General features: G+C 72.3%; 21 protein-coding genes and 1 pseudogene. 16 read left to right on the top strand and 6 right to left on the bottom strand.

All coding sequences use genetic code 11. From position 1 onward, the window contains the following. Positions 1-3 precede the first annotated feature (3 nt). From AC0VY3_RS27085 to AC0VY3_RS27070, 4 genes are all read left to right on the top strand, one after another. Positions 4-996: an ABC transporter ATP-binding protein gene (locus AC0VY3_RS27085; RefSeq protein WP_242741049.1), complete on the top strand. Its 993-nt coding sequence runs from the start codon at positions 4-6 to the stop codon at positions 994-996. Then, a complete protein-coding gene (locus AC0VY3_RS27080; protein WP_475550803.1) occupies positions 993-2,180 on the top strand; it encodes an ABC transporter ATP-binding protein in 1,188 nt (395 codons plus the stop codon). The genes AC0VY3_RS27085 and AC0VY3_RS27080 overlap by 4 nt, the downstream gene beginning before the upstream one ends. 18 nt (positions 2,181-2,198) lie before the next feature. After that, a complete protein-coding gene (locus AC0VY3_RS27075) occupies positions 2,199-2,870 on the top strand; it encodes a trimeric intracellular cation channel family protein (protein WP_030079015.1) in 672 nt (223 codons plus the stop codon). Positions 2,871-3,019: 149 nt separating this feature from the next. Beyond that, positions 3,020-3,901, top strand: a complete 882-nt coding sequence (locus tag AC0VY3_RS27070; RefSeq protein WP_475550802.1) for a thioesterase family protein — start codon at positions 3,020-3,022, stop codon at positions 3,899-3,901. A 113-nt stretch (positions 3,902-4,014) separates the two neighbouring features. Here the strand turns inward: AC0VY3_RS27070 and AC0VY3_RS27065 are convergent, their stop codons facing one another. From AC0VY3_RS27065 to AC0VY3_RS27055, 3 genes are all read right to left on the bottom strand, one after another. Further along, complete coding sequence (locus AC0VY3_RS27065; RefSeq protein WP_475550801.1) at positions 4,015-4,845, bottom strand: MerR family transcriptional regulator; 831 nt, start codon at positions 4,843-4,845, stop codon at positions 4,015-4,017. 29 nt (positions 4,846-4,874) lie between these two features. Further along, positions 4,875-5,759 carry a DUF2268 domain-containing putative Zn-dependent protease gene (locus AC0VY3_RS27060; protein WP_475550800.1) on the bottom strand — a complete coding sequence of 295 codons (885 nt, stop codon included), beginning with the start codon at positions 5,757-5,759 and terminating at the stop codon, positions 4,875-4,877. Positions 5,760-5,849: 90 nt separating this feature from the next. Continuing rightward, positions 5,850-6,476 (bottom strand): TetR family transcriptional regulator, encoded by a 627-nt coding sequence (locus tag AC0VY3_RS27055; protein WP_475550799.1) that lies wholly within the window; start codon positions 6,474-6,476, stop codon positions 5,850-5,852. A 138-nt stretch (positions 6,477-6,614) separates the two neighbouring features. On the opposite strand from AC0VY3_RS27055, the gene AC0VY3_RS27050 reads away from it, so the two are divergent. From AC0VY3_RS27050 to AC0VY3_RS27040, 3 genes are all read left to right on the top strand, one after another. Continuing rightward, positions 6,615-6,770, top strand: coding sequence for a hypothetical protein (locus AC0VY3_RS27050; protein WP_475550798.1), 156 nt, complete (start codon positions 6,615-6,617; stop codon positions 6,768-6,770). Positions 6,771-6,832: 62 nt separating this feature from the next. Further along, positions 6,833-7,213, top strand: coding sequence for a hypothetical protein (locus tag AC0VY3_RS27045; RefSeq protein WP_103511999.1), 381 nt, complete (start codon positions 6,833-6,835; stop codon positions 7,211-7,213). Positions 7,214-7,389: 176 nt separating this feature from the next. Continuing rightward, complete coding sequence (locus tag AC0VY3_RS27040; RefSeq protein WP_242741043.1) at positions 7,390-8,559, top strand: cysteine desulfurase family protein; 1,170 nt, start codon at positions 7,390-7,392, stop codon at positions 8,557-8,559. A gap of 6 nt (positions 8,560-8,565) precedes the next feature. On the opposite strand, the gene AC0VY3_RS27035 is transcribed toward AC0VY3_RS27040, so the two are convergent. After that, entirely contained in the window at positions 8,566-9,345 is a 780-nt protein-coding gene (locus AC0VY3_RS27035; protein ID WP_103512001.1) for an N-acetylmuramoyl-L-alanine amidase, read from the bottom strand. Positions 9,346-9,406: 61 nt separating this feature from the next. Between AC0VY3_RS27035 and mnmA the strand changes: the two genes are divergently transcribed. Continuing rightward, on the top strand, positions 9,407-10,543 hold the full coding sequence (gene mnmA / locus AC0VY3_RS27030; protein WP_030632699.1) for a tRNA 2-thiouridine(34) synthase MnmA: 1,137 nt from the start codon (positions 9,407-9,409) through the stop codon (positions 10,541-10,543). A gap of 44 nt (positions 10,544-10,587) precedes the next feature. Here mnmA and AC0VY3_RS27025 read toward each other — a convergent pair whose 3' ends face one another. After that, positions 10,588-11,391: an alpha/beta fold hydrolase gene (locus tag AC0VY3_RS27025; protein ID WP_475550797.1), complete on the bottom strand. Its 804-nt coding sequence runs from the start codon at positions 11,389-11,391 to the stop codon at positions 10,588-10,590. 76 nt (positions 11,392-11,467) lie between these two features. Further along, positions 11,468-11,802, bottom strand: a pseudogene (locus AC0VY3_RS27020) (DUF427 domain-containing protein). A gap of 107 nt (positions 11,803-11,909) precedes the next feature. Here AC0VY3_RS27020 and AC0VY3_RS27015 point away from each other — a divergent pair. From AC0VY3_RS27015 to AC0VY3_RS26980, 8 genes are all read left to right on the top strand, one after another. Next, a complete protein-coding gene (locus AC0VY3_RS27015) occupies positions 11,910-12,449 on the top strand; it encodes an LOG family protein (protein ID WP_103507207.1) in 540 nt (179 codons plus the stop codon). 24 nt (positions 12,450-12,473) lie between these two features. Then, positions 12,474-13,163: an SDR family oxidoreductase gene (locus AC0VY3_RS27010; protein ID WP_103507206.1), complete on the top strand. Its 690-nt coding sequence runs from the start codon at positions 12,474-12,476 to the stop codon at positions 13,161-13,163. A 45-nt stretch (positions 13,164-13,208) separates the two neighbouring features. Then, entirely contained in the window at positions 13,209-14,237 is a 1,029-nt protein-coding gene (locus AC0VY3_RS27005) for a methionine synthase (RefSeq protein WP_475550796.1), read from the top strand. A gap of 32 nt (positions 14,238-14,269) precedes the next feature. Continuing rightward, entirely contained in the window at positions 14,270-16,501 is a 2,232-nt protein-coding gene (gene ligA / locus AC0VY3_RS27000) for an NAD-dependent DNA ligase LigA (RefSeq protein ID WP_475551739.1), read from the top strand. Positions 16,502-16,861: 360 nt separating this feature from the next. Then, a complete protein-coding gene (locus AC0VY3_RS26995; protein WP_475550795.1) occupies positions 16,862-19,042 on the top strand; it encodes a putative bifunctional diguanylate cyclase/phosphodiesterase in 2,181 nt (726 codons plus the stop codon). 292 nt (positions 19,043-19,334) lie between these two features. Continuing rightward, the gene (gatC, locus tag AC0VY3_RS26990; RefSeq protein ID WP_003966094.1) at positions 19,335-19,631 is read left to right on the top strand and encodes an Asp-tRNA(Asn)/Glu-tRNA(Gln) amidotransferase subunit GatC; all 297 of its coding nucleotides are present in this window, start codon (positions 19,335-19,337) and stop codon (positions 19,629-19,631) included. Positions 19,632-19,636: 5 nt separating this feature from the next. Next, the gene (gene gatA, locus AC0VY3_RS26985; protein WP_103507202.1) at positions 19,637-21,139 is read left to right on the top strand and encodes an Asp-tRNA(Asn)/Glu-tRNA(Gln) amidotransferase subunit GatA; all 1,503 of its coding nucleotides are present in this window, start codon (positions 19,637-19,639) and stop codon (positions 21,137-21,139) included. A gap of 5 nt (positions 21,140-21,144) precedes the next feature. Beyond that, positions 21,145-21,378 carry a hypothetical protein gene (locus AC0VY3_RS26980; protein WP_030078978.1) on the top strand — a complete coding sequence of 78 codons (234 nt, stop codon included), beginning with the start codon at positions 21,145-21,147 and terminating at the stop codon, positions 21,376-21,378. The last annotated feature ends 3 nt before the right edge of the window (positions 21,379-21,381 follow it).

Raw genomic sequence — 21,381 nt, 5'->3', positions numbered from 1 at the left:
CCCATGTCACTGCTCTCCGTTGAGGAACTCAGCGTCACCTTCACCGCCCGCGGCCGCAAGGACGCCACGGCCGTGGACGGCGTCTCCTTCGAGGTCGACCAGGGCCAGGTCGTGGGCCTGGTCGGCGAGTCGGGCTGCGGCAAGTCCGTCACCTCGCTCGCCCTGATGGGGCTGCTGCCCCGCAAGGGCGCGAGGATCGGCGGCCGTGCCGAGTTCGACGGCCAGAACCTGCTGACCATGAGCGAGCGCAAGCTCCGCGACATGCGCGGCAGCCAGCTGGCGATGATCTTCCAGGACCCGCTCTCCTCGCTGAACCCGGTCGTCCCCATCGGGATCCAGGTCACCGAGATCCTCCAGCGCCACCGCGGGCTGAAGGGCGAGAAGGCCCGCAAGGAAGCCGCGTCCCTGCTCGACCGGGTCGGCATCCCCGACCCGGACCGGCGGCTCAAGGAGTACCCGCACCAGCTCTCCGGCGGTATGCGCCAGCGCGCGCTGATCGCCATGGCGGTCGCCTGCGCCCCCCGGCTGCTGATCGCCGACGAGCCGACGACCGCGCTGGACGTGACCATCCAGGCGCAGATCCTGGAGCTCCTGAAGGAGCTGGTCGACCAGGAGGGCACCGCCCTGCTGATGATCACGCACGACCTCGGTGTCGTCGCCGGCCTCTGCGACGAGGTCAACGTCCTCTACGCCGGCCGGGCGGTGGAATCGGCGGGCCGCCGCGAGCTGTTCGCCCATCCCACCCACCCGTACGCGCACGGGCTGCTCGGCTCCATCCCGCGCCTCGACGCGCCGCGCGGCGAGCCGCTGCACCCGATCCGCGGGTCCATCAACGACAAGATCGCCTGGGCCGACGGCTGCGCGTTCGCACCCCGGTGCGACCACTACACGATGGAGTGCCTCACCGGCACCCCCGAACTGACCGAACCACGCACGGCCGGACACCAGGTGCGCTGCGTCAACCCGGTCCTGCCCAAGGCGGAGGTCCCGGCATGAGCCTTCTCGAACTGGACGACGTCAAAGTCCACTTCCCGGTCAAGAAGGGCCTCTTCTTCGACCGTACGGTGGGCCACGTCTACGCGGTCGACGGCGTCTCGCTGACCATCGAGGCCGGCCAGACGTACGGGCTCGTGGGTGAGTCGGGCTGCGGCAAGACGACGCTCGGCCGCGCGGTCCTGCGGCTGAACGACATCACCGACGGCGGGGTCGTCTTCGACGGCACCGACCTGGCGAAGCTGCCCTCCGAGGAGATGCGGGCCTTCCGCCGCCGCCTCCAGATGGTCTTCCAGGACCCGCTGGGCAGCCTCAACCCCCGGCAGAACATCGAGTCCATCCTGGCCGAGGGCATGGCCGCCCACGGCATCGGCAAGGACGCGGCGGAGCGCCGGGAGAAGATCAAGGACATCCTCGCCAAGGTCGGCCTGCCGTCCAACGCGATGTCCCGCTACCCGCACGAGTTCTCCGGCGGCCAGCGCCAGCGCATCGGCATCGCCCGTGCGCTGGTCCTGGAGCCGGACGTGATCATCTGCGACGAGCCGGTCTCCGCGCTCGACGTCTCGGTCCAGGCGCAGGTCATCAACCTGCTGGAGGAGCTCCAGGAGTCCCTCGGCCTGACCTACCTGGTCATCGCGCACGACCTAGCGGTGGTCCGGCACATCTCGGACGTCATCGGGGTGATGTACCTCGGCGGGCTCGTCGAGGAGGCCCCGAGCGACGCGCTGTACGCGGGGCCCCGGCATCCGTACACCAAGGCGCTGATGTCGGCCGTCCCGGTGCCCGACCCCGAGGTGGAGGACCGCCGCGAGCGGATCCTGCTCCACGGCGACCTGCCCTCCCCGGCGAACCCGCCGGCCGGCTGCCGTTTCCACACCCGCTGCCCGTGGGTGCAGGAGACCAAGTGCGCCACGGAGCGTCCGCCGCTGCTGGACACCGGCGACGGGCACAAGGTGGCCTGCCACTTCACGGCCGAGATCGAGGCCGGCACCGTGAAGCAGACTCTGGCGACCGGCATCGAGGCGGTCACCGCGACGGAGACGGTGGAGGTCGAGGCGGTGGAGGTGTCCGAGAGCGACACCGCGGTCCGGGAGGCCGACAAGGAAGAGTCGGAGGAGCCCGCGGCCGTACCGGCTCAGGCCGAAGCGGACGCGGGGGAGAAAGCGGAGGACGGCCCGAAGGTCTAGTACCGGCACAATTGCCCGGTGCTCACCGAACTGTTCACGCCCTCCGTCCAGCATGCGCTCGATCTCGTCGGGATCTTCGTCTTCGCGATCTCGGGCGCCCTGCTCGCCGTCCGCAAGAACTTCGATGTCTTCGGCATCGCGGTCCTCGCGGAGGTGACAGCGCTGGGCGGAGGGTTGTTCCGCGATGTGATGATCGGCGCGATCCCGCCCGCCGCTTTCACCGACCTCGGCTACTTCATCACCCCGCTCTTCGCCGCCGTGCTGGTCTTCTTCCTCCACCCGCACGTGGAACGCATCCAGGTCGGCGTCAACGTCTTCGACGCGGCGGGGCTCGGCCTGTTCTGTGTGACCGGCACGGTCAAGGCGTACGAGTACGGCCTCGGGCTCACCGCGTCGGCGGCGCTCGGCCTGGCCACGGCGGTCGGCGGCGGTGTGCTGCGCGACGTCCTGGCCAACGAGGTGCCCTCGCTGTTGCGCTGGGACCGCGACCTGTACGCGGTGCCCGCGATCGTCGGCGCGACCATGGTGGTCCTGTGCATCCGCTTCGACACCCTCAACGCCCTGACCAGCGGCCTGGCGGTGATCGCCGCGTTCGTCCTGCGGCTGCTGGCGCTGCGCTTCCACTGGCGGGCGCCGCGTGCGTACAACCGTTCCTCCGCGCGGGCCGAGGAGGGTTCGGCGGCGACCTAGCTAGGACCTGCCGTCGGACTGCCGCCTGCCGGGCGACGGCGGCAGCCTGACGACAGGCCCTGGGGGCGGCTTGGGCCGTGATCCGCCCGCCATGATTCGGCAACGAAAAAGCTACCGCTCAGTAATTCAATGGATGTACCGTGCATGCCATGGCACAGGCAGCGACTGAGGCAGTGACCGGAGCGGCGCGGACCGCACCGGCGACCATCGGCGACAGCGAGTTCGACCGGGACACCGCGGTCACCCTGCGCGAGGAGGGCGTCTACGACGCCGAGCTCTCCGCGGGCTGGACCATCATCCACGCGGTCAACGGCGGCTATCTGCTCGCGCTGCTCGGCCGCGCGCTCGGCGAGGCCCTGCCGCACCCCGACCCGTTCTCCGTCACGGCGCACTACCTCACCGCCTCCGTGCCGGGCCCCGCCGTGATCCGGACCCAGGCCGTCCGCACCGGTCGCACCCTCTCCACGGGCCAGGCCTCCCTCTTCCAGTACGCCGAGGACGGCAGCGAGGTCGAGCGCATCCGGGTGCTGGCCACCTACGGCGACCTGGACACGCTCCCCGACGACGTCCGCACGACGGCCCTGCCGCCCGCGATGCCCGACCGCGAACACTGCCTCGGCCCGAGCGACGGCGCGCCCAGGATCCCCGGCAGCTCCGCCATCACCGACCGCCTCGACATCAAGCTCGACCCGGCGACCGTCGGCTGGGCGATCGGAGCCCCGTCCGGCAAGGGCGAGATGCGCGGCTGGTTCGGCCTGGCCGACGGCCGCGACCCGGACCCGCTGTCGCTGCTGCTCACCGTGGACGCCCTGCCGCCGACCTCCTTCGAGCTGGGCCTGACCGGCTGGACCCCCACCGTCGAGCTGACCACCCACATCCGCTGCCGCCCCGCCCCGGGCCCGCTGCGCGTCTCCATCACCACCCGCAACCTCGCGGGCGGCTTTCTGGAGGAGGACGCCGAGGTCTGGGACAGCGCCGACCGCCTCGTCGCCCAGTCCCGCCAGCTGGCCAAGGCCCCGCGCGCCACGTAGCCGCGGCCGGCGGCAACCGGTGGCGGCACCCGGAGGTCCGGCCATCGTGGGCCGGTGAAATCCGACCGGCTGCTCTCCGTCCTCCTGCTGCTCCGGACCCGGCCCGCCGCCCCTCACTCCCAGCTCGCGGACTCCGGATCGACGCCGTGGGCCCGGGCGTTCGCGGCGATCACCGCGCACAGCCAGTCGTTGAGCCCGGGGGCGATCGCGTCGTAGTACGCGGCGTACCCGGGGTCGGTGACATACGTCCGGCCGATGCAGACCTGCATGGCGTACGTGCAGTCGAAGTACGTCGAGATCTGCGCCCGGTGCCGCTCCGCGAGGGCGTTCGCCCGGTCCGAGCCGACGGCGACGCCGGTCCGGCAGGCCTCCGCGAGGTCGGCGGTCAGGTCCTCGGTGGCCGCCGCCACGTCCCTCCAGTCCTCGGCGCTCATCCCGGCCGCCCGCTCCGTGTACTGCGCCCACTGGTCCGTGCCGCCCCAGCGCTCCTCGCCCTCCTCGGCCCAGCCGGGCTGCCAGTCGGCCCCGAAGATCTCCACCTGCTCCTCGGGCGTCAGCCGGATCCCGGGGTTCGACTCCAGCAGCATCCGGTCCACCGCCCCGACCATCCGCTCCAGCCGGGAGATCCGGTCCGCGAGCTCCCCCCGCTGCCGGCGCAGATGCTCGCGCGCGTCGACCTCCGGGTCGTCCAGGAGCCGCCCGATCTCGGCGAGCGGGATGCCGATCTCGCGGTAGACGAGGACCCGGTGGAGCCGGGCGACGTCGTCGTCCCCGTACACCCGGTAGCCGGACCGGTTGCGTCCGCCCGGCCGCACGAGACCGATCGCGTCCCAGTGGTGCAGCGTCTTCACGCTGACCCCGACGAGCGCGGCGGTCCGCCCGACGGTCAGCCCGTCGGCGTCCCCGGCGGGCGGCTCCCCGGGGCGGCGCTCCTCGTTGCTCACCGGCCCAGTCTCCCGCAGCCGGAGCCGGGTCACGCGGCGGTCGGCACGCCGGCGTCGGCCAGGATCTCCCGTGCGGGCAGGGCCACGCTCGCGGCGGCGGTCAGCCCGGTGGCCGCGAGGTGCGCGTCCACGAAGCGCAGCCCGGCCGCGTAGCCGGCGAAGTCCGGCAGCCCGACCGGTTCCTGCCCCAGCCGAAGGGCGGTGCGGTCGCCGAACACGTACGGAGACAGGTTCGCCATGCCCGCCACATCGATCCCGGCCGCCACCTTCGCGCAGGCCTCGTCCAGCTCCGGGCCGTGCAGCGACGTCGCCCAGGGGCCCATGGCGGCCTCGCCCGCCAGCTCCCGCACGAACGCCTCGGCCAGCCCCTCGGCCACGACCTGCTCGCCGACCGTGACCGCCATCGGGTCCCAGACCACGTTGGCGTAGCGGACGTTGTGGTGCAGCTCATGGGCGGCGGCGTGCCCGATCTTGGCCAGGCCCGTTTCGGTGGGCCACATCATCAGCAGGATCGCGCCCGGGATGCCGCCGAGGCCGAAGTACCCCTGGTTGAGGCCCATCAGCGGGTCGTCCGGGTCGCCGAGCACCAGGACCACCTGCACGGTGTCGGCGGTCCGCGCCCCGGGCGCCGCCGCGCCCAGCCGTTCCTGTGCGGCGGCGAGCGACTCCTCGACCCGCTGCCACACCCGGGCCTCCCGCATCCGCTCCAGGGCCGGCCGAAGGCGCGGGTCGTCCCGGTCGAGCGGGAAGCCGCTGCCCGCGCGGTGCGTCTCGACCAGGTCTCCGACCCCCACCGGGGACATCACCTCCTGCAACGGGGCGTACATCTCGCGCAGCGCGTCGGGTCGTTGGGCCACAGGGCGGCCGAGGAGGTCGAGCAGGGCGGAGGCGGTGTCATGGACGACGATCTTCATACCGGGGGACCGTAGAGCCTCCTGTTGCGGGAGGGTCAAGGGCCGCCGGGGGCGCTCAAGGACGGTCCACGGCCGTCGAGGGCGCCGCGGTCAGCCTTCGTCCAGCCAGTGTTCGCGGCCGATGGAGACCAGCCGCAGCCGACGCCGCGCCACCCGGACGACCTCCGCCTCGCCCTCGGGCCCGGCCTCCAGCAGGGTCGACGTGGTGATCACCATGTGGTCCACATAGAGCCCGCCGAGCATCAGCAGATCCTCCTCGCTCCACCCGGCCGCCCCCGGCTCCTGGCCGAGCGCGCAGGCCACCTCCTCCGCGAACCGCCGCAGCTGGGCCGCGATGGCCTCGCGCACCGGGCCCACCCCGCCGTGCTGCTCGCGGGCGATGAACCGGAAGTGGGCGGGCTGCGCGCCGACATGACGCGCTATCACCTCCACACTGCGGTCCAGCCGCTCCTCGCTGTCGCCCGTCTCCGCGAGCACCGCGCCGATCAGCCCGTGCAGGCTGCCCAGGGTCTCCTCGACCAGGGCGACGCCGAGCGCGGCGGTGTCCTCGAAGTGCCGGTAGAAGGCCGTCGGGGTGACCCCGGTGGCCCGGGTGACCTCCCGCAGGCCCAGGCTGCTCAGGCTCTGGTGCTCCAGCAGGACGAGCGCGGCGTCCAGGAGGGCCTGGCGGGTCCTGAGCTTCTGGGTCTGGCGGATTCCGACGGAGGTGTGACTCATGCCATTCAGTAAACAACCGTTCTCCGAGTCGAGGAAGGGGCCGGGGGTTTAGACTTCCAAGTCAGTGAACACTCGTACTCCGAAAGGCGTTCGGCCCGCTTCCGGACGTCATTCGTCGTCGCACAGAGAGGTTCCGCCGTGCTCGTCCTCGTCGCCGCGCTGCTCCTGCTGGGGATCGCCCTCGGGACGGTCGCCCACATCCCGCTGCCGCTGACCCTGGCCGCCGCGGCCGTGATCGGCTGCTGGCTGCTGATCTTCGCCGTACGCGAGCGCGCGTCGCGCCGCACCCACTGACCCGCCGCACCCGCACCCGCCGAGCCTGCCCTTTCCTGGAACGATCCGAAGGAGCTCGCACCATGACCCTCACCCTCATCGACCGCACCCGCCGCACGGGCGCCGCCGCCCTCGGCAAGGACGTCGTCGACCCGGGCACAGCGCCGGAGAGGACCCCCGACTCCGAGTCCGGCGCCGGCTCCGACCCCGCTCCGCGCCGGGCCGCCGGACGCGAGGCGGACGGTCTCGCCGTCGCCTCGTTCGTCCTCGGCCTCGTCGGGCTGCTGGTCTTCAACATCCTGCTCGGGCCCACCGCGATCGTGATGGCGCTGCTGGCCCTGGCCCGCGGCACCCGCCGCCGGGGACGCGCCTGGCTCGGCCTCGCCCTGGGCGTCGCCGACCTCGCCGTGCTCGCCGTCCTGGTCACCGCCAACGGCACGGTCGCCTGGAGCATCGGCGGCTGACCCGCACCCCCGACGCGGCCCCGCGAGCCGCTCACCCCGTGCCGGATCGGGCTCCGGACCGGGGCCCCGACCGGCCATCGAGCCGGTCCGCCGCGCCCCGTACGGGCGTGCGCGGGTACCTGGCCGTGACGCGCCCGGCATGCGCCCCACCCGGGGCTCGTAGAATCGGCCCCACCATGGCCTACCTCGACCACGCCGCGACCACCCCGATGCTTCCCGAAGCGATCGGGGCGATGACCGCCCAGCTCTCCGTCACCGGCAACGCGTCCTCACTGCACGCCGCCGGACGCCGGGCCCGCCGTACCGTCGAGGAGTCCAGAGAAGCCCTCGCCGACGCCCTCGGCGCACGCCCCAGCGAAGTCGTCCTCACCTCCGGCGGCACGGAGGCCGACAACCTCGCCGTGAAGGGCCTCTACTGGTCCCGCCGCGACGCCGACCCCCGCCGCACCCGGGTCCTCGCCGGCCCCGTCGAACACCACGCCGTCCTGGACGCCGTCGACTGGCTGGCCGAGCACGAGGGCGCGACCGTCGACTACCTCCCGGTCGACCGCTACGGCCGGGTGCACCCCGAAGACCTGCGCGAGGCGATCCTCCGCAACCCCGACGACGTCGCGATGATCACGGTCATGTGGGCCAACAACGAGATCGGCACCATCATGCCGGTCCGTGAACTGGCGGAGGTGGCCGCGGAGTTCGCCATCCCCATGCACGCCGACGCGGTGCAGGCCTTCGGGCAGCTGGAGGTCGACTTCGCCCGCTCCGGACTGGCCGCGATGACGGTCAGCGGGCACAAGATCGGCGGCCCGTTCGGCATCGGCGCGCTGCTGCTGGGCCGTGACCACACCCCCGTACCCGTGCTGCACGGCGGCGGCCAGGAGCGGCATGTGCGCTCGGGCACCCTGGACGTGCCCGCCGTCGCCTCCTTCGCGGTCGCCGGGCGGCTGGCCGCCGAGCGGCGCGAGCAGTTCGCCCGCCGCGTGGGCTCGCTGCGCGACGACCTGGTGGCCGCCGTACGCCGGGCCGTGCCGGATGCCGTCCTCGGCGGCGACCCGGACCCGGCCGGACGCCTCCCGGCCAACGCCCACTTCAGCTTCCCGGGCTGCGAGGGCGACTCCCTCCTGCTGCTGCTGGACGCCCAGGGCATCGAATGCTCCACCGGCTCCGCCTGCACCGCCGGGATCGCCCAGCCCAGCCACGTCCTGCTCGCCACCGGCACCGACCCGGACCTGGCCCGGGGCACCCTGCGCTTCTCGCTCGGCCACACCTCCACCGAGGAGGACGTCAAGGCGCTCGCCGAGGCGATCGGCCCGGCGGTCGAGCGGGCGAGGACCGCCGGACTCAGCTGAGGGCCTTCACCCCGAGACCTTCGCGGAAGAGGAAGCGGAAGCGGAGGCCGAGGAGGCAGGCGTGGGGGAGGGCGGCGCGCTCGCGGCCCGGCGCACCAGCTCCATGTACCGGTCCCAGTCCCAGTGCGGACCCGGATCGGTGTGGTCGGTGCCCGGCACCTCCACATGCCCGATGACGTGCTTCCGGTCGATGGGTATGCCGTGCCGGGCGCAGATCGACGCGGTGAGCCGCGCCGAGGACTCGTACATCGCCTTGGTGAGGTCCTTCGGCCGGTCCACGAACCCCTCGTGCTCGATGCCGACGGCCCGCTCGTTGAAGGAGCGGTTGCCCGCCTGGTACGCCACGTCCAGCTCGCGGATCATCTGCACCACCCGCCCGTCCTGCCCCACGATGTAGTGCGTCGCGGCCTGGTGGGCGGGGTCCTGGAACACCTTCACGGCGCTGTCGAAGCTGCCCTGGGTGACATGGATGATCACGCGGTCGATCGGGAAGTCGTCGGGCCGGTCCGCACGCCGCCAGTTCGCCTCCGACGCGGCCACCCAGGTCGCCCCCGCGTAATCCAGCTCGCCCGGCTTCCGCGGCTTCTCGATGCCCGGCACCTGCCACCACAGCCGCTTCACCTGGTCGCGCGCGAGCACGGCGACCGTGCCGGCGGTCACCACCGCACCGCCGCCGACCAGCAGCGCGCGCCGGCTGACGCCCTCGGCGGGCTTCTTCCGCGACGACTTGCCCGACGACTTGCCCGAGGGCCTGTCCGACGCCCGGGTGCTCCCGTTGTTCCCCATGTGGACGTCAACGCATATCCGCGAGCGTTCGGTTCCCGGGGACCCGTACCCTGGAGAGGCTATGACTCAGACTTCCCAGCGCCCCCTGCGTGTTCTCGCCGCGATGTCGGGCGGCGTGGACTCCGCCGTCGCCGCGGCCCGTGCCGCCGAGGCGGGCCACGACGTGACCGGTGTCCACCTCGCCCTGTCCGCGAATCCCCAGTCCTTCCGGACCGGGGCGCGCGGCTGTTGCACCATCGAGGACTCCCGGGACGCCCGCCGCGCGGCCGACGTCATCGGTATCCCGTTCTACGTCTGGGACCTGGCGGAACGCTTCCGCGAGGACGTCGTCGAGGACTTCGTCGCGGAGTACGAGGCCGGGCGCACGCCCAACCCCTGCCTGCGCTGCAACGAGAAGATCAAGTTCGCCGCGCTCCTCGACAAGGCGCTCGCCCTCGGCTTCGACGCCGTGTGCACCGGCCACTACGCCACCGTCGTGCTCACCGAGGACGGCAGCCGTGAGCTGCACCGCGCCTCCGACATGGCCAAGGACCAGAGCTATGTGCTCGGCGTCCTGGACGAGAAGCAGCTCGCCCACGCCATGTTCCCGCTCGGCGACACCCTCACCACCAAGGACGAGATCCGCGCCGAGGCCGAGCGCCGGGGCCTGGCCGTCGCCAAGAAGCCCGACAGCCACGACATCTGCTTCATCGCCGACGGCGACACCCAGGGCTTCCTCGCGAACCGCCTCGGCGGCCCGGCCGAGGGCGACATCCTCGACGAGTCCGGTACGAAGCTGGGCACCCACGAGGGCGCCTTCGGCTTCACCATCGGCCAGCGCAAGGGCCTGAAGATCGGCCACCCGGCCCCCGACGGCAAGCCGCGCTACGTCCTCGACATCTCCCCGGTGAACAACACCGTCACCGTCGGCCCCGTCGAGGCCCTCGACGTGACCTCGCTGACCGCCATCAAGCCCCGCTGGTGCGGAACGCCGCCGTCCGGGCCGGGCACGTACACCGCCCAGCTGCGCGCCCACGGCGGCGAGACCGAGGTCACGGCCGAGCTGGTCGACGGTTCCGAGCTGAACGTCACCTTCACCGAGCCGGTCAGGGGCGTGGCCCCCGGCCAGGCGGTCGTCCTGTACGACGGCACCCGCGTGGTCGGCTCGGCCACCATCGCGACGACCGTCCGCCGCGAGCGGGTGGCCGCGGGCGGCTGAGCCCGGTCCGCGGGCGGCTTACGACGCTCGGGTCCACAGTCGGCTCACGACGCCTGTCGGTACGTGTACACGTTCCTGGCGAAGAAGTCCGTCAGCACCGGGGCGATCACCTGGGGGGCCACCTCGCGCATCTGGCCCGTCAGCGTGCGGTGCCGGCCGCGCGGGAGGGCCTCGGCCAGGGTGCGGGTCGCCGCGCGGGCCGGGGCGCTGCTGAAACCGCCGCAGATCACCAGCGTCCGGGCGGCGACCGCCCCGAACCGCTCGGCCGGAACGGATCCGTCGCCCAGCAGCGCGTCGTCGTACGCCAGGGTGTGCGCCATCGCCTCCAGTTCCGCCCACGCCGGGGTGCGCCGCATCAGGGCGGCCGTCTCCGCCGCGACGCCCGTCAGGGACAGGAACAGCTCCACCGCGCCGGCCCGGTCCCCGGCCGCCAGCAAGCGGTGCAGCCGGGCCGTGCAACGGGCCTTGAACAGCAGGCCGGAGGCGCCCGGTGTGTAGGGCGGCTCGTACACGGCGAGCAGCTCCACCGGGAGCCCGGCGGCCACCGCCTCCAGCGCCAGCGCCCCGCCGGACGACATCCCGAAGACCGCAGCGCCCGCCCCGGCCGCGCCGACGACGGCGGCCAGATCCTCGACCTCGCGCGCCACGGTGCAGCGCCCGGCGGCACCGCTCGCGCCCCGGCCCCGGCGGTCGTAGGTGAGCACCGTGAAGCGCGGCGCGAGCAGGGCGGCCAGCGGCGCGTCGGCCGCGGCGGTGCTCAGCGCCCCGCCGACCAGCACCAGCGGCGGCCCCTCGCCCTGGCGGCGGTAGGCGATCGGCGTGCCGTCGGCGGAGAGAATCCTGTCCATGGGAGAGGAGACCGGGGCGGTCCGCGAAACTCATCGCTCCGGCGGAAAAAACTTCCGTGGACCGCCCCGGTGCAGGTCAGTCGGCGACCGTCTCCGTCGCGTAGAAGCAGAAGTGGTCCTTGATCGCGGCGACTTCGGGCTTCGGGTCCGGATAGGCCCAGACGAGATCGGCGGCCCCGGGCAGCGACCAGTAGGAGGCGTCCCCTTGAACGGGCAGTGGGTGGAGGTGTCCGACGGGGAGAGCAGCTCGGTACGGACGTCCTCGGGCGGCAGGTAGTAGCGGACCGGACAGCCGGTCTCGCGGAGCACGAGCGGGCGGCGGCTCTCGGCCAGCACCTGGCCCTCGTGCACCGCCCGCACGTGCTCGGTGCCCTGTTCGACGGTGATGCGGTGTCCTCGGATGGCAGTCATGCCTGTTTCAGCGGCGTACGGGGCCGTCTTCTTCCCGTACGCCGATCCCGTACGTCGATCCGTCCCCGGAACGGGGGAGTGTCCGATGCGGATCGTACGGTTGCTCCATGAACATCTGCGTCTTCCTCTCCGCCGCCGACCTCGACGACCGCTACACCGTGCCCGCCCGGGAGTTCGCCGAGCTGCTCGGCAGAGGCGGCCACACCCTCGTCTGGGGCGGATCGGAGAGCGGGCTGATGAAGGTCGTCGCGGACGGCGTGCAGTCGGCGGGCGGGCGGCTCGTGGGCGTCTCGGTCGACTTCCTCGCCGCGAAGGCCCGGACCCATGCCGACGAGATGGTCATCGCCCGCGATCTCGCCGAGCGCAAGGCGCTCCTCCTGGAGAAGGCCGACGCCGTCGTGATCATGGTCGGCGGGACCGGGACGCTCGACGAGGCAACCGAGATCCTGGAGCTGAAGAAGCACGGCAAGCACACCAAGCCGGTCGTCCTGCTGAACACGGCGGGCTTCTACGACGGGCTGCGCCAGCAGTTCCAGCGCATGGAGGACGAGGGCTTCCTGCCGCTGCCCCTGACCGACCTGGTCTTCTTCGCCAAGGACGGCGTCGGCGCGCTCGCCTACCTGGAGGAGTCCGCCGGTCTCCGGTAGAGGACCCGGATCTAGGATCGCCCCATGGCTACCCACCTCATCACCGGCGCCGGATCCGGCATCGGCGCCGCTGTCGCCCGCCGTCTCCTGGAGCGCGGCGACGAACTCGTCCTGCTCGCCCGTGACGCGGGCCGCGCCAAGGAGTTCGCCGACCGCTACCCCGGCGCGCGCACCCTCGTCGGCGACCTCGGCAACCCGGACCGGCTGTCCTGGGCGTTCGGCCAGCAGGCCATGCCCGAGCGGATCGACACCCTGCTGCACGTCGCGGGCGTCGTCGAACTCGGCGAGGTCGGCGAGCTCACCCCCAAGGCCTGGCACTTCCAGCTCAACGCCAACCTCATCGCCCCCGCCGAGATCACCCGCCTCCTGATCCCGCAGCTCCGCGCCGCCCGGGGCCACGTCCTGTTCGTGAACTCCGGCGCCGGGCTCAACGCCCACGCCGGGTGGAGCGCGTACGCCGCGAGCAAGCACGGCCTCAAGGCGCTCGCCGACTCCCTGCGCCACGAGGAGCACGCCAACGGCGTGCGCGTCACGTCCGTCTACCCGGGCCGCACCGCCAGCCCGATGCAGGCCAAGGTCCACCAGCAGGAGGGCAAGGAGTACGACGCGGAGCGCTGGATCGACCCCGAGTCGGTGGCGACCACGATCCTGATGGCGCTCGACCTGCCGCGCGACGCCGAGGTCAACGACCTCACCGTCCGCCCCGGCCGCTGACGCCCTGAGGAGCAGACGCCCCGCCGGTGACCGTAGGCTTCCCGGGTGAGCGAGAAGAGCAAGTTCAGCGGGTGTCCGGCGACCGGCATCGGGTCGATGCCCGGGGGAGACGCGAGGGAGGCGGCGAAGACCGTCACCGGCTCCTTCGCCGACGGCCAGGGCATGCCGTACCTGGCGGAGCTGCCCGCGCGCGGGCCCGGAGCCGACATGATCGGCCGGACCATCGGCATGCTCGTCGAGATGTACGGGCACGTCGAGCCGAGCGGCTGGCGGACGAGCGACCGGCCCGGCCGCGACACCCGTCGCGCCCGCTCCTGGCTGGGGGAGGACCTGGACGCCCTGGAGGAGTTCACCCAGGGGTACGAGGGGCTGCTCAAGGTCCAGGCGGTCGGGCCCTGGACGCTCGCCGCCGCCCTGGAACTGCGCGGCGGCGAAGCCATGCTGGCCGACCCCGGCGCCTGCCGCGACCTCGCCGGATCCCTGGCCGAAGGACTCCGCGCGCACCTCGCGGAGGTCCGCCGCCGGATGCCCGGGGCGAAGGTCGTCCTCCAACTCGACGAACCCTCCCTGACCGCCGTCCTGCTGGGCCGGATCCGCTCCGCCAGCGGCTACCGCACCTACCGCGCCGTCGACCGCCAGATCGTCGAGTCGGCCCTGCGTGACGTCCTCGCGGTGGCGGGCGAGGACGGCACGACGCTCGTCCACTCCTGCGCCCCCGAAGTGCCGTTCGCGCTGCTGCGCCGGGCCGGGGCCGACGGCATCTCCTTCGACTTCTCCTTGCTCACCGAGCGTGAGGAGGAGGCGATCGGGGAAGCCGTCGAGGGCGGCACCCAGCTCTTCCTCGGCGTGGTGCCCTCCACGGACGCGGCTTCGGAGGGATTGTCGGACCCGGGCGGTAGCGTCATGGGAGTCAGGACGCTGTGGAGCAGGCTGGGGCTGAATCCGGGGACTCTCGCCGAGTCCGTCACGATCACCCCGTCGTGCGGTCTCGCGGGTGCGTCGCCCGCGTACGCCCGTACCGCGCTCGCCCACAGCGCCCGGGCGGCGAGGTCGCTCGCGGACAACCCTGAGTGACGGGGATGACGGGTACACAGGAGGACGGGACGATGGCGGGCGAACAGCGGGTGGAGCAGGAGAGTTCGGTCCCGGCGGGCGTGCGGGAGACCCACGCGCTGCTGGCCGAGCAGATCGAGGAGCACCGCTTCCGGTACTACGTGAAGGACCAGCCGGTCGTCAGCGACGCCGAGTTCGACCGGCTGATGCGTTCGCTGGAGGCCCTGGAGGAGGAGTATCCCCAGCTCCGCACCCCGGACTCGCCGACCCAGAAGGTCGCGGGGCCCTATGTCACGGAGTTCACCTCCGTCGAACACCGCGAACGCATGCTCTCGCTGGACAACGCCTTCGACGCCGACGAGCTGGCAGCCTGGGCCGAGCGCGTCGCCAAGGACGTCGGCACCCCCGACCACCACTTCCTGTGCGAGCTGAAGGTCGACGGCCTCGCCGTCAACCTCACCTACGAGCACGGCCGCCTCACCCGGGCGGCGACCCGCGGCGACGGCCGCACCGGCGAGGACATCACCCCCAACGTCCGGACGATCGCCGAGATCCCGCACCGCCTGAAGGGCGAGGACATCCCGGCGCTCGTCGAGATCCGCGGCGAGGTCTTCTTCCCCATGGAGGACTTCGAGGAGCTCAACGCCCGGCTGGTCGCCGCCGACGACAAGCCCTTCGCCAACCCCCGTAACGCGGCGGCCGGTTCGCTGCGCCAGAAGGACCCCAAGGTCACCGCCACCCGCCCGCTGCACATGGTGGTGCACGGCATCGGCGCCCACGAGGGCCTGAGCATCGACCGCCTCTCCCAGGCATACGACCTCCTGCACTCCTGGGGCCTGCCCACCGCCCGGCACAACAAGGTCGTCGACTCCCTGGAAGGCGTACGGGAGTTCATCGCGTACTACGGCGAGAACCGGCACTCCGTGGAGCACGAGATCGACGGCGTCGTCGTCAAGCTCGACGAGATCCCGCTCCAGGGGCGCCTCGGCTCCACCTCGCGCGCCCCGCGCTGGGCCATCGCCTGGAAGTACGCCCCCGAAGAGGTCAACACCAAGCTGGTCAACATCCGCGTCGGCGTCGGCCGCACCGGCCGCGTCACCCCGTACGCCCAGGTCGAGCCGGTCGAAGTGGCCGGTTCCGAGGTCGAGTTCGCCACCCTGCACAACCAGAACGTGGTCAAGGCCAAGGGCGTCCTCATCGGCGACACCGTCGTCCTCCGCAAGGCCGGCGAGGTCATCCCGGAGATCCTCGGCCCCGTCGTCGATCTGCGCGACGGCACCGAGAAGGCCTTCGAGATGCCGACCCACTGCCCCGAGTGCGGGACGGAGCTGCGCCCCATGAAGGAGGGCGACATCGACCTCCGCTGTCCCAACGCCCGGACCTGCCCGGCCCAGTTGCGCGAGCGGGTCTTCTACCTCGCCGGGCGCAAGTGCCTGGACATCGACCACTTCGGCTATGTGGCCGCCGCCGCGCTCACCCGGCCGCTGGAGCCCGCCGAGCCGGTCCTCAAGGACGAGAGCGATCTGTTCTCGCTCACCGTCGAGCAGCTGCTGCCGATCCGGGCGTACGTCCTGGACCAGGACAGCGGGCTGCCCAAGCGCGACCCGAAGACCGGCGAGGAGAAGATCGCGACGGTCTTCGCCAACCAGCAGGGCGAGCCCAAGAAGAACGCCGTCGCCATGCTGGAGGGTATCGCCGCCGCCAAGGACGCCCCCCTCGCCCGGATCCTCACCGGGCTCTCCATCCGGCATGTGGGCCCGGTCGCCGCCCAGGAACTGGCCCGTCAGTTCCGTTCCGTCGACCGGATCGACGAGGCGACCGAGGAGGAGCTGGCCGCCGCCGACGGTGTCGGCCCGACCATCGCCGCCTCCGTCAAGCAGTGGTTCGCCGAGGAATGGCACCGCGAGATCCTGCGCAAGTGGCGCGAGGCCGGGGTGCGGATGGCGGACGAGGGCTCCGACGAGGACGAGGGTCCCCGCCCCCTCGAAGGACACACCGTCGTCGTCACCGGCACCCTCGCGGGCCACACCCGCGACGGAGCCAAGGAGGCGCTCCAGGCCCTCGGCGCGAAGGTCGCCGGATCGGTGTCGAAGAAGACCGCCTTCGTCGTCGTCGGCGACAACCCCGGCTCCAAGTACGACAAGGCGATGCAGCTGAAGGTGCCCGTGCTCGACGAGGACGGATTCGCGATCCTGCTCGAAGACGGACCCGAACGCGCCCGGGAGGCAGCCCTTCCCGTACCGGAATCCGAGCCCGGAACGGCCCCGGCGGACACCGCGGAGTAGACGCGGAGTAACCGACCGCCGGGCCGCACGTCGCCCGCTGTTCTCCGGATCGAGACGCCTTCGAGACGCTGCCCCGGCGTGGCGCGGCCCGGGCGGGGAAGGAAACGGGGCAGAGGGGTGAAGAAGGGTCGGCCGTTCCCCGAATGGCCCTGGCACACCACCCGTTCGGGCCATTAGCAGATGGTGACGGGTGGTCGGCTCGCATTCGGGCAAGAGCTGTAGAGCGCTGCCCCCGGACGCCTTTCGCGGCCTACTGTTGAGAGGTGCGCCCGCCGTGCACGGCTGCTCGACCGGGCCGTGACGTCACGGGAGCGGGCGCCACCGAGGGACATCGGCACCGCCGGCTGTGAGAGGGACGGAATGAAACCGACCGAGAGCGCCGCACCGGTGTCACGGCTGCAAGGTTTCGTCGGCCTCACGCCCCCCGTGGGCGCCGCCGTCGTAGGGATCGCCGCGTTACTGCTGGCGGTCGGGTCCTACCGGACCGTCCAGCAGGGCCACGCGCTCTTCCCGGACGGGGCGGTGGGCTGGTCGCTGGCCGTGCTCACCGGAATCATCGTCGGCCATCTGGTGGCGCTCGGCCGCGACCGCTGGTGGGGCGGCACGGGCTCCGGGGCCGCCCTCACCCTCGCCGTGCTGCTGCTGTACGGCTGGCTGCCGGCCGTGCTGGTCAGCCTCGCCGTCGTGGTGCTCGTCGGGACCGCCCGCAGACACCGCTGGTGGCAGGGGCTGCTGCACGGCGGGGTCGACATGCTGGGCATCGGCGCGGCCGCCCTGGTGCTGGCCGCCTTCGGCGAGGTGCCCACCGTCGAGGAGCCCTGGCAGCCACTCGACTGGGGCATCGCGGCCGTCCCGGAACTGCTCCTGACGGCGTCCACGTATCTGCTCGTCACCCGGGTCCTGCTGTGGTACGCCCAGGCCCCGCACAACGGCGGGCTGCCCACCATCGCCCGGACCGCGATGCTGCGGCAGGGCCTCGTCGCCGTCGCGCTCCTCGGGCTCGCCCCGCTGATCTGCGCCGTCGCGATGTCCATGCCCGTCCTGCTGCCGCTCTTCGCGGTGCCGCTGATCGCCCTGGACTCCACGCTCTGGATCGCCCGCGCCCGCGCCGAGGAGCAGCTGCGCGACCCGCTGACCGGGCTGCCCAACCGCCAGTGGCTGCTGGAGCGCACCTGGTCGGCGCTGGAGGACGCGGAGTCCATCGGCACCCGCTCCGCGCTGGTCCTCATCGACCTGGACCGCTTCCGCGCGGTCAACGACACCCTGGGCCACCTGGCCGGCGACCGGCTGCTGCTGCAGATAGCGGAGCGCCTGCGGCTCGCCCTGCCGCGCGGTGCCGAGGCGGCGCGGCTCGGCGGCGACGAGTTCGCCGTCCTGCTGCCGCACACCGACTCCACCACCAGCGCCCAGCAGGTCGCCCGCCATCTGGTCGCCGAGCTGTCCTCGCCGCTCGACCTGGACGGGCTGACCCTCGTCCTGGAGGCCAGCGCCGGGGTCGCGGTCTACCCCGACCACGCCCTGGACGCCGAGGGCCTCCTGCGCCGGGCGGACGTCGCGATGTACCAGGCCAAGCGGGACCGCACGGCCGTGGAGGTCTACGAGTCCAAGCGGGACAGCAACACCCCCGACCGGCTCGGGCTCCTCGGCGACCTGCGCCGCGCGCTGGACGCGTCCGAGGTCGAGCTGCACTACCAGCCCAAGGTCCGCTTCGACGGGCAGGTCGCCGGTCTTGAGGCGCTGGTGCGCTGGGTGCACCCGGAGCGCGGCCGGGTCCCCCCGGACGAGTTCATCGCCATCGCCGAGTCCTCCGGCCTGATGCCGCACCTCACGGAGTACGTCCTGGAGACGGCGCTCGCCCAGGTGGCCCGCTGGCGGGCGCAGGGCCTGTTCGTGCCCGTCGCGGTCAACGTCTCCCCGCGCGACGTCCACACCCCCGGCTTCGCGGGAGGCGTCGCGGCCCGCCTCGCCCGCCACGGCGTGCCCGCGGGAGCGCTCCAACTGGAGATCACCGAGCATGTGCTGCTGGAGGATCCGCAGCGCGCCGCCGACACCCTGGCCGGGCTCACCGCGCACGGCGTGAAGATGTCCCTCGACGACTTCGGCACCGGCTACTCCTCCCTCGTCCACCTGCGCAGGCTTCCGGTCAGCGAGCTGAAGATCGACCGGTCCTTCGTGGCCCGCCTCGCCGTCGACCACGAGGACGCGGAGATCGTCCGCTGCACCATCGACCTGGCCCACTCGCTCGGCCTGGTCGTCGTCGCCGAGGGAGTCGAGGACGACGAGACCTGGGAGCGGTTGCGGGACCTCAGGTGCGACGCGGTGCAGGGCTGGCTGGTGGCGGCCGCGATGCCGCCCCAGGAGACGACGGCCTGGCTGCGGGCGCGCGGCGAGCACGGCTGGCGCAGGCCCGCCGAGCTGAAGGCCCAGGCGGCGGCCGCCGCACGGTCGGCGACCGCCTCGGCGACCGGCTCGATGAACGGGTCGCTGAACGGCGCGGTGAACGGCACGGTGAACGGCACGGCGGAGACCGACACCCCCTGAAGATCCCGGGAAGCGGAGCCCGCGGAGGCATAGCCCCATCGGGCCGGGGCACCCGGCGTCGACGGACCCCATAGGATTAGGGGGCCGGTGGCACATTTCCACCCGCCGCGCGACGCCTGGCACGCACGCTCGCCGCGTTGCCGAAACGCCCACGTGGCTCCGCCACGAGGGCGCTCCGGCGCCTTGCGATCAACACGCACCAGACGCCGCGCGGCCCGTCCTTCGGACGGACGGTGGAAATGTGCCACCGGCCCCCAGCCAAAACCACACACCAACCCCTGAGGATCGCTGCATGCCTGGCATCACGCGCGAGGAGGTCGCCCACCTCGCCCGGCTGGCGCGTCTGGAGCTGAAGGGCGAAGAGCTCGATCACTTCGCCGGTCAGCTCGACGACATCATCGGCGCGGTCGCCCGCGTCTCCGAGGTCGCCGACCAAGACGTACCGCCGACCTCCCACCCGCTGCCGCTGACCAACGTCATGCGCGCGGACGAGGTCCGTCCGTCGCTCACCCCCGCGCAGGCGCTCTCCGGCGCCCCGGCCCAGGAGCAGCAGCGTTTCAAGGTGCCGCAGATCCTGGGGGAGGACTAATCGCCATGACGGACATCAGCACCATCATCAAGCTCACCGCGGCCGAGATCGCCGGGAAGATCGCCTCCGGCGAACTGACCGCCGTCGAGGTCACCGAGGCCCACCTGGCCCGGATCGACGCGGTCGACGAGAAGGTCCACGCCTTCCTGCACATCGACCGCGAGGGCGCGCTCGCCCAGGCCCGTGCCGTGGACGCCAAGCGCGAGGCGGGCGAGAAGCTCGGCCCGCTGGCCGGCGTCCCGCTCGCGCTGAAGGACATCTTCACCACCAAGGACATGCCGACCACCGTCGGTTCCAAGATCCTTGAAGGCTGGGTCCCGCCGTACGACGCCACGCTCACGCGGAAGCTGCGCGACGCCGACGTCGTCATCCTCGGCAAGACCAACATGGACGAGTTCGCCATGGGGTCCTCCACCGAGAACAGCGCCTACGGCCCCACCGGCAACCCCTGGGACCTCACTCGCATCCCCGGCGGCTCCGGCGGCGGCTCCTCCGCCGCCCTCGCCTCCTACGAGGCCCCGCTCGCCATCGGCACGGACACCGGCGGCTCGATCCGCCAGCCCGCCGCCGTCACCGGCACCGTCGGCGTCAAGCCCACCTACGGCGGCGTCTCCCGCTACGGCATGGTCGCCTTCTCGTCCTCCCTCGACCAGGGCGGGCCCTGCGCCCGTACGGTCCTGGACGCGGCGCTGCTGCACGAGGCCATCGCCGGGCACGACCCGATGGACTCGACGTCCATCGACGCCCCGGTCCCGCCGGTCGTCGAGGCCGCCCGCAACGGTTCCGTCCAGGGCATGCGCGTCGGCGTCGTCAAGCAGTTCCGCGGCGAGGGCTACCAGGCCGGTGTGCTCCAGCGCTTCGACGAGTCGGTCGAGCTGCTGAAGTCGCTGGGCGCGGACATCGTCGAGCTGGACTGCCCGTCCTTCGACCTGGCGCTCTCCGCGTACTACCTGATCGCGCCCTCCGAGTGCTCCTCCAACCTGGCCCGCTTCGACGCCATGCGCTACGGCCTGCGGGTCGGCGACGACGGCACGAAGTCGGCCGAGGAGGTCACCGCGCTCACCCGCGAGGCCGGCTTCGGCGACGAGGTCAAGCGCCGCATCATCCTGGGTACGTACGCGCTCAGCTCCGGCTACTACGACGCGTACTACGGCTCCGCCCAGAAGGTCCGCACCCTCATCACCCAGGACTTCGCGAAGGCCTTCGAGCAGGTCGACGTGATCGTCTCGCCGACGACCCCGACCACCGCCTTCCCGATCGGCGAGCGCGCCGACGACCCGATGGCGATGTACCTCGCGGACCTGTGCACCATCCCCACCAACCTGGCCGGCAACTCCGCCATGTCGCTGCCCTGCGGCCTGGCCCCGGAGGACGGTCTGCCGGTCGGACTGCAGATCATCGCCCCCGCCATGAAGGACGACCGGCTCTACAAGGTCGGAGCGGCCGTCGAGGCCGCGTTCGTGGAAAAGTGGGGGCATCCGCTGCTTGAGGAGGCTCCGTCGCTGTGAGTGCCATGGCAAAGAAGGCCAAGAACTTCAAGAAGTCCAAGACGGGCGCGTACATCGCGATGGGCAGTACCGCGTTCGGCGCCATCAGTGTCGTCAAGCAGGCGAAGCTCGCCCGCAACGACAACGACATCCTGCGCCTCGTCGACGCGGCCGTCTCCGCGGCCGCCATCGTCACCGGACTCGCGATCCTCTATCGCGAACTGAAGCGTCTCGGCGACGACGACGTCCTGCTGGGCTGAGAG

Source organism: Streptomyces sp. iso_384, from assembly GCF_056172905.1.
This window is presented reverse-complemented; position numbering and strand designations above follow the sequence as displayed.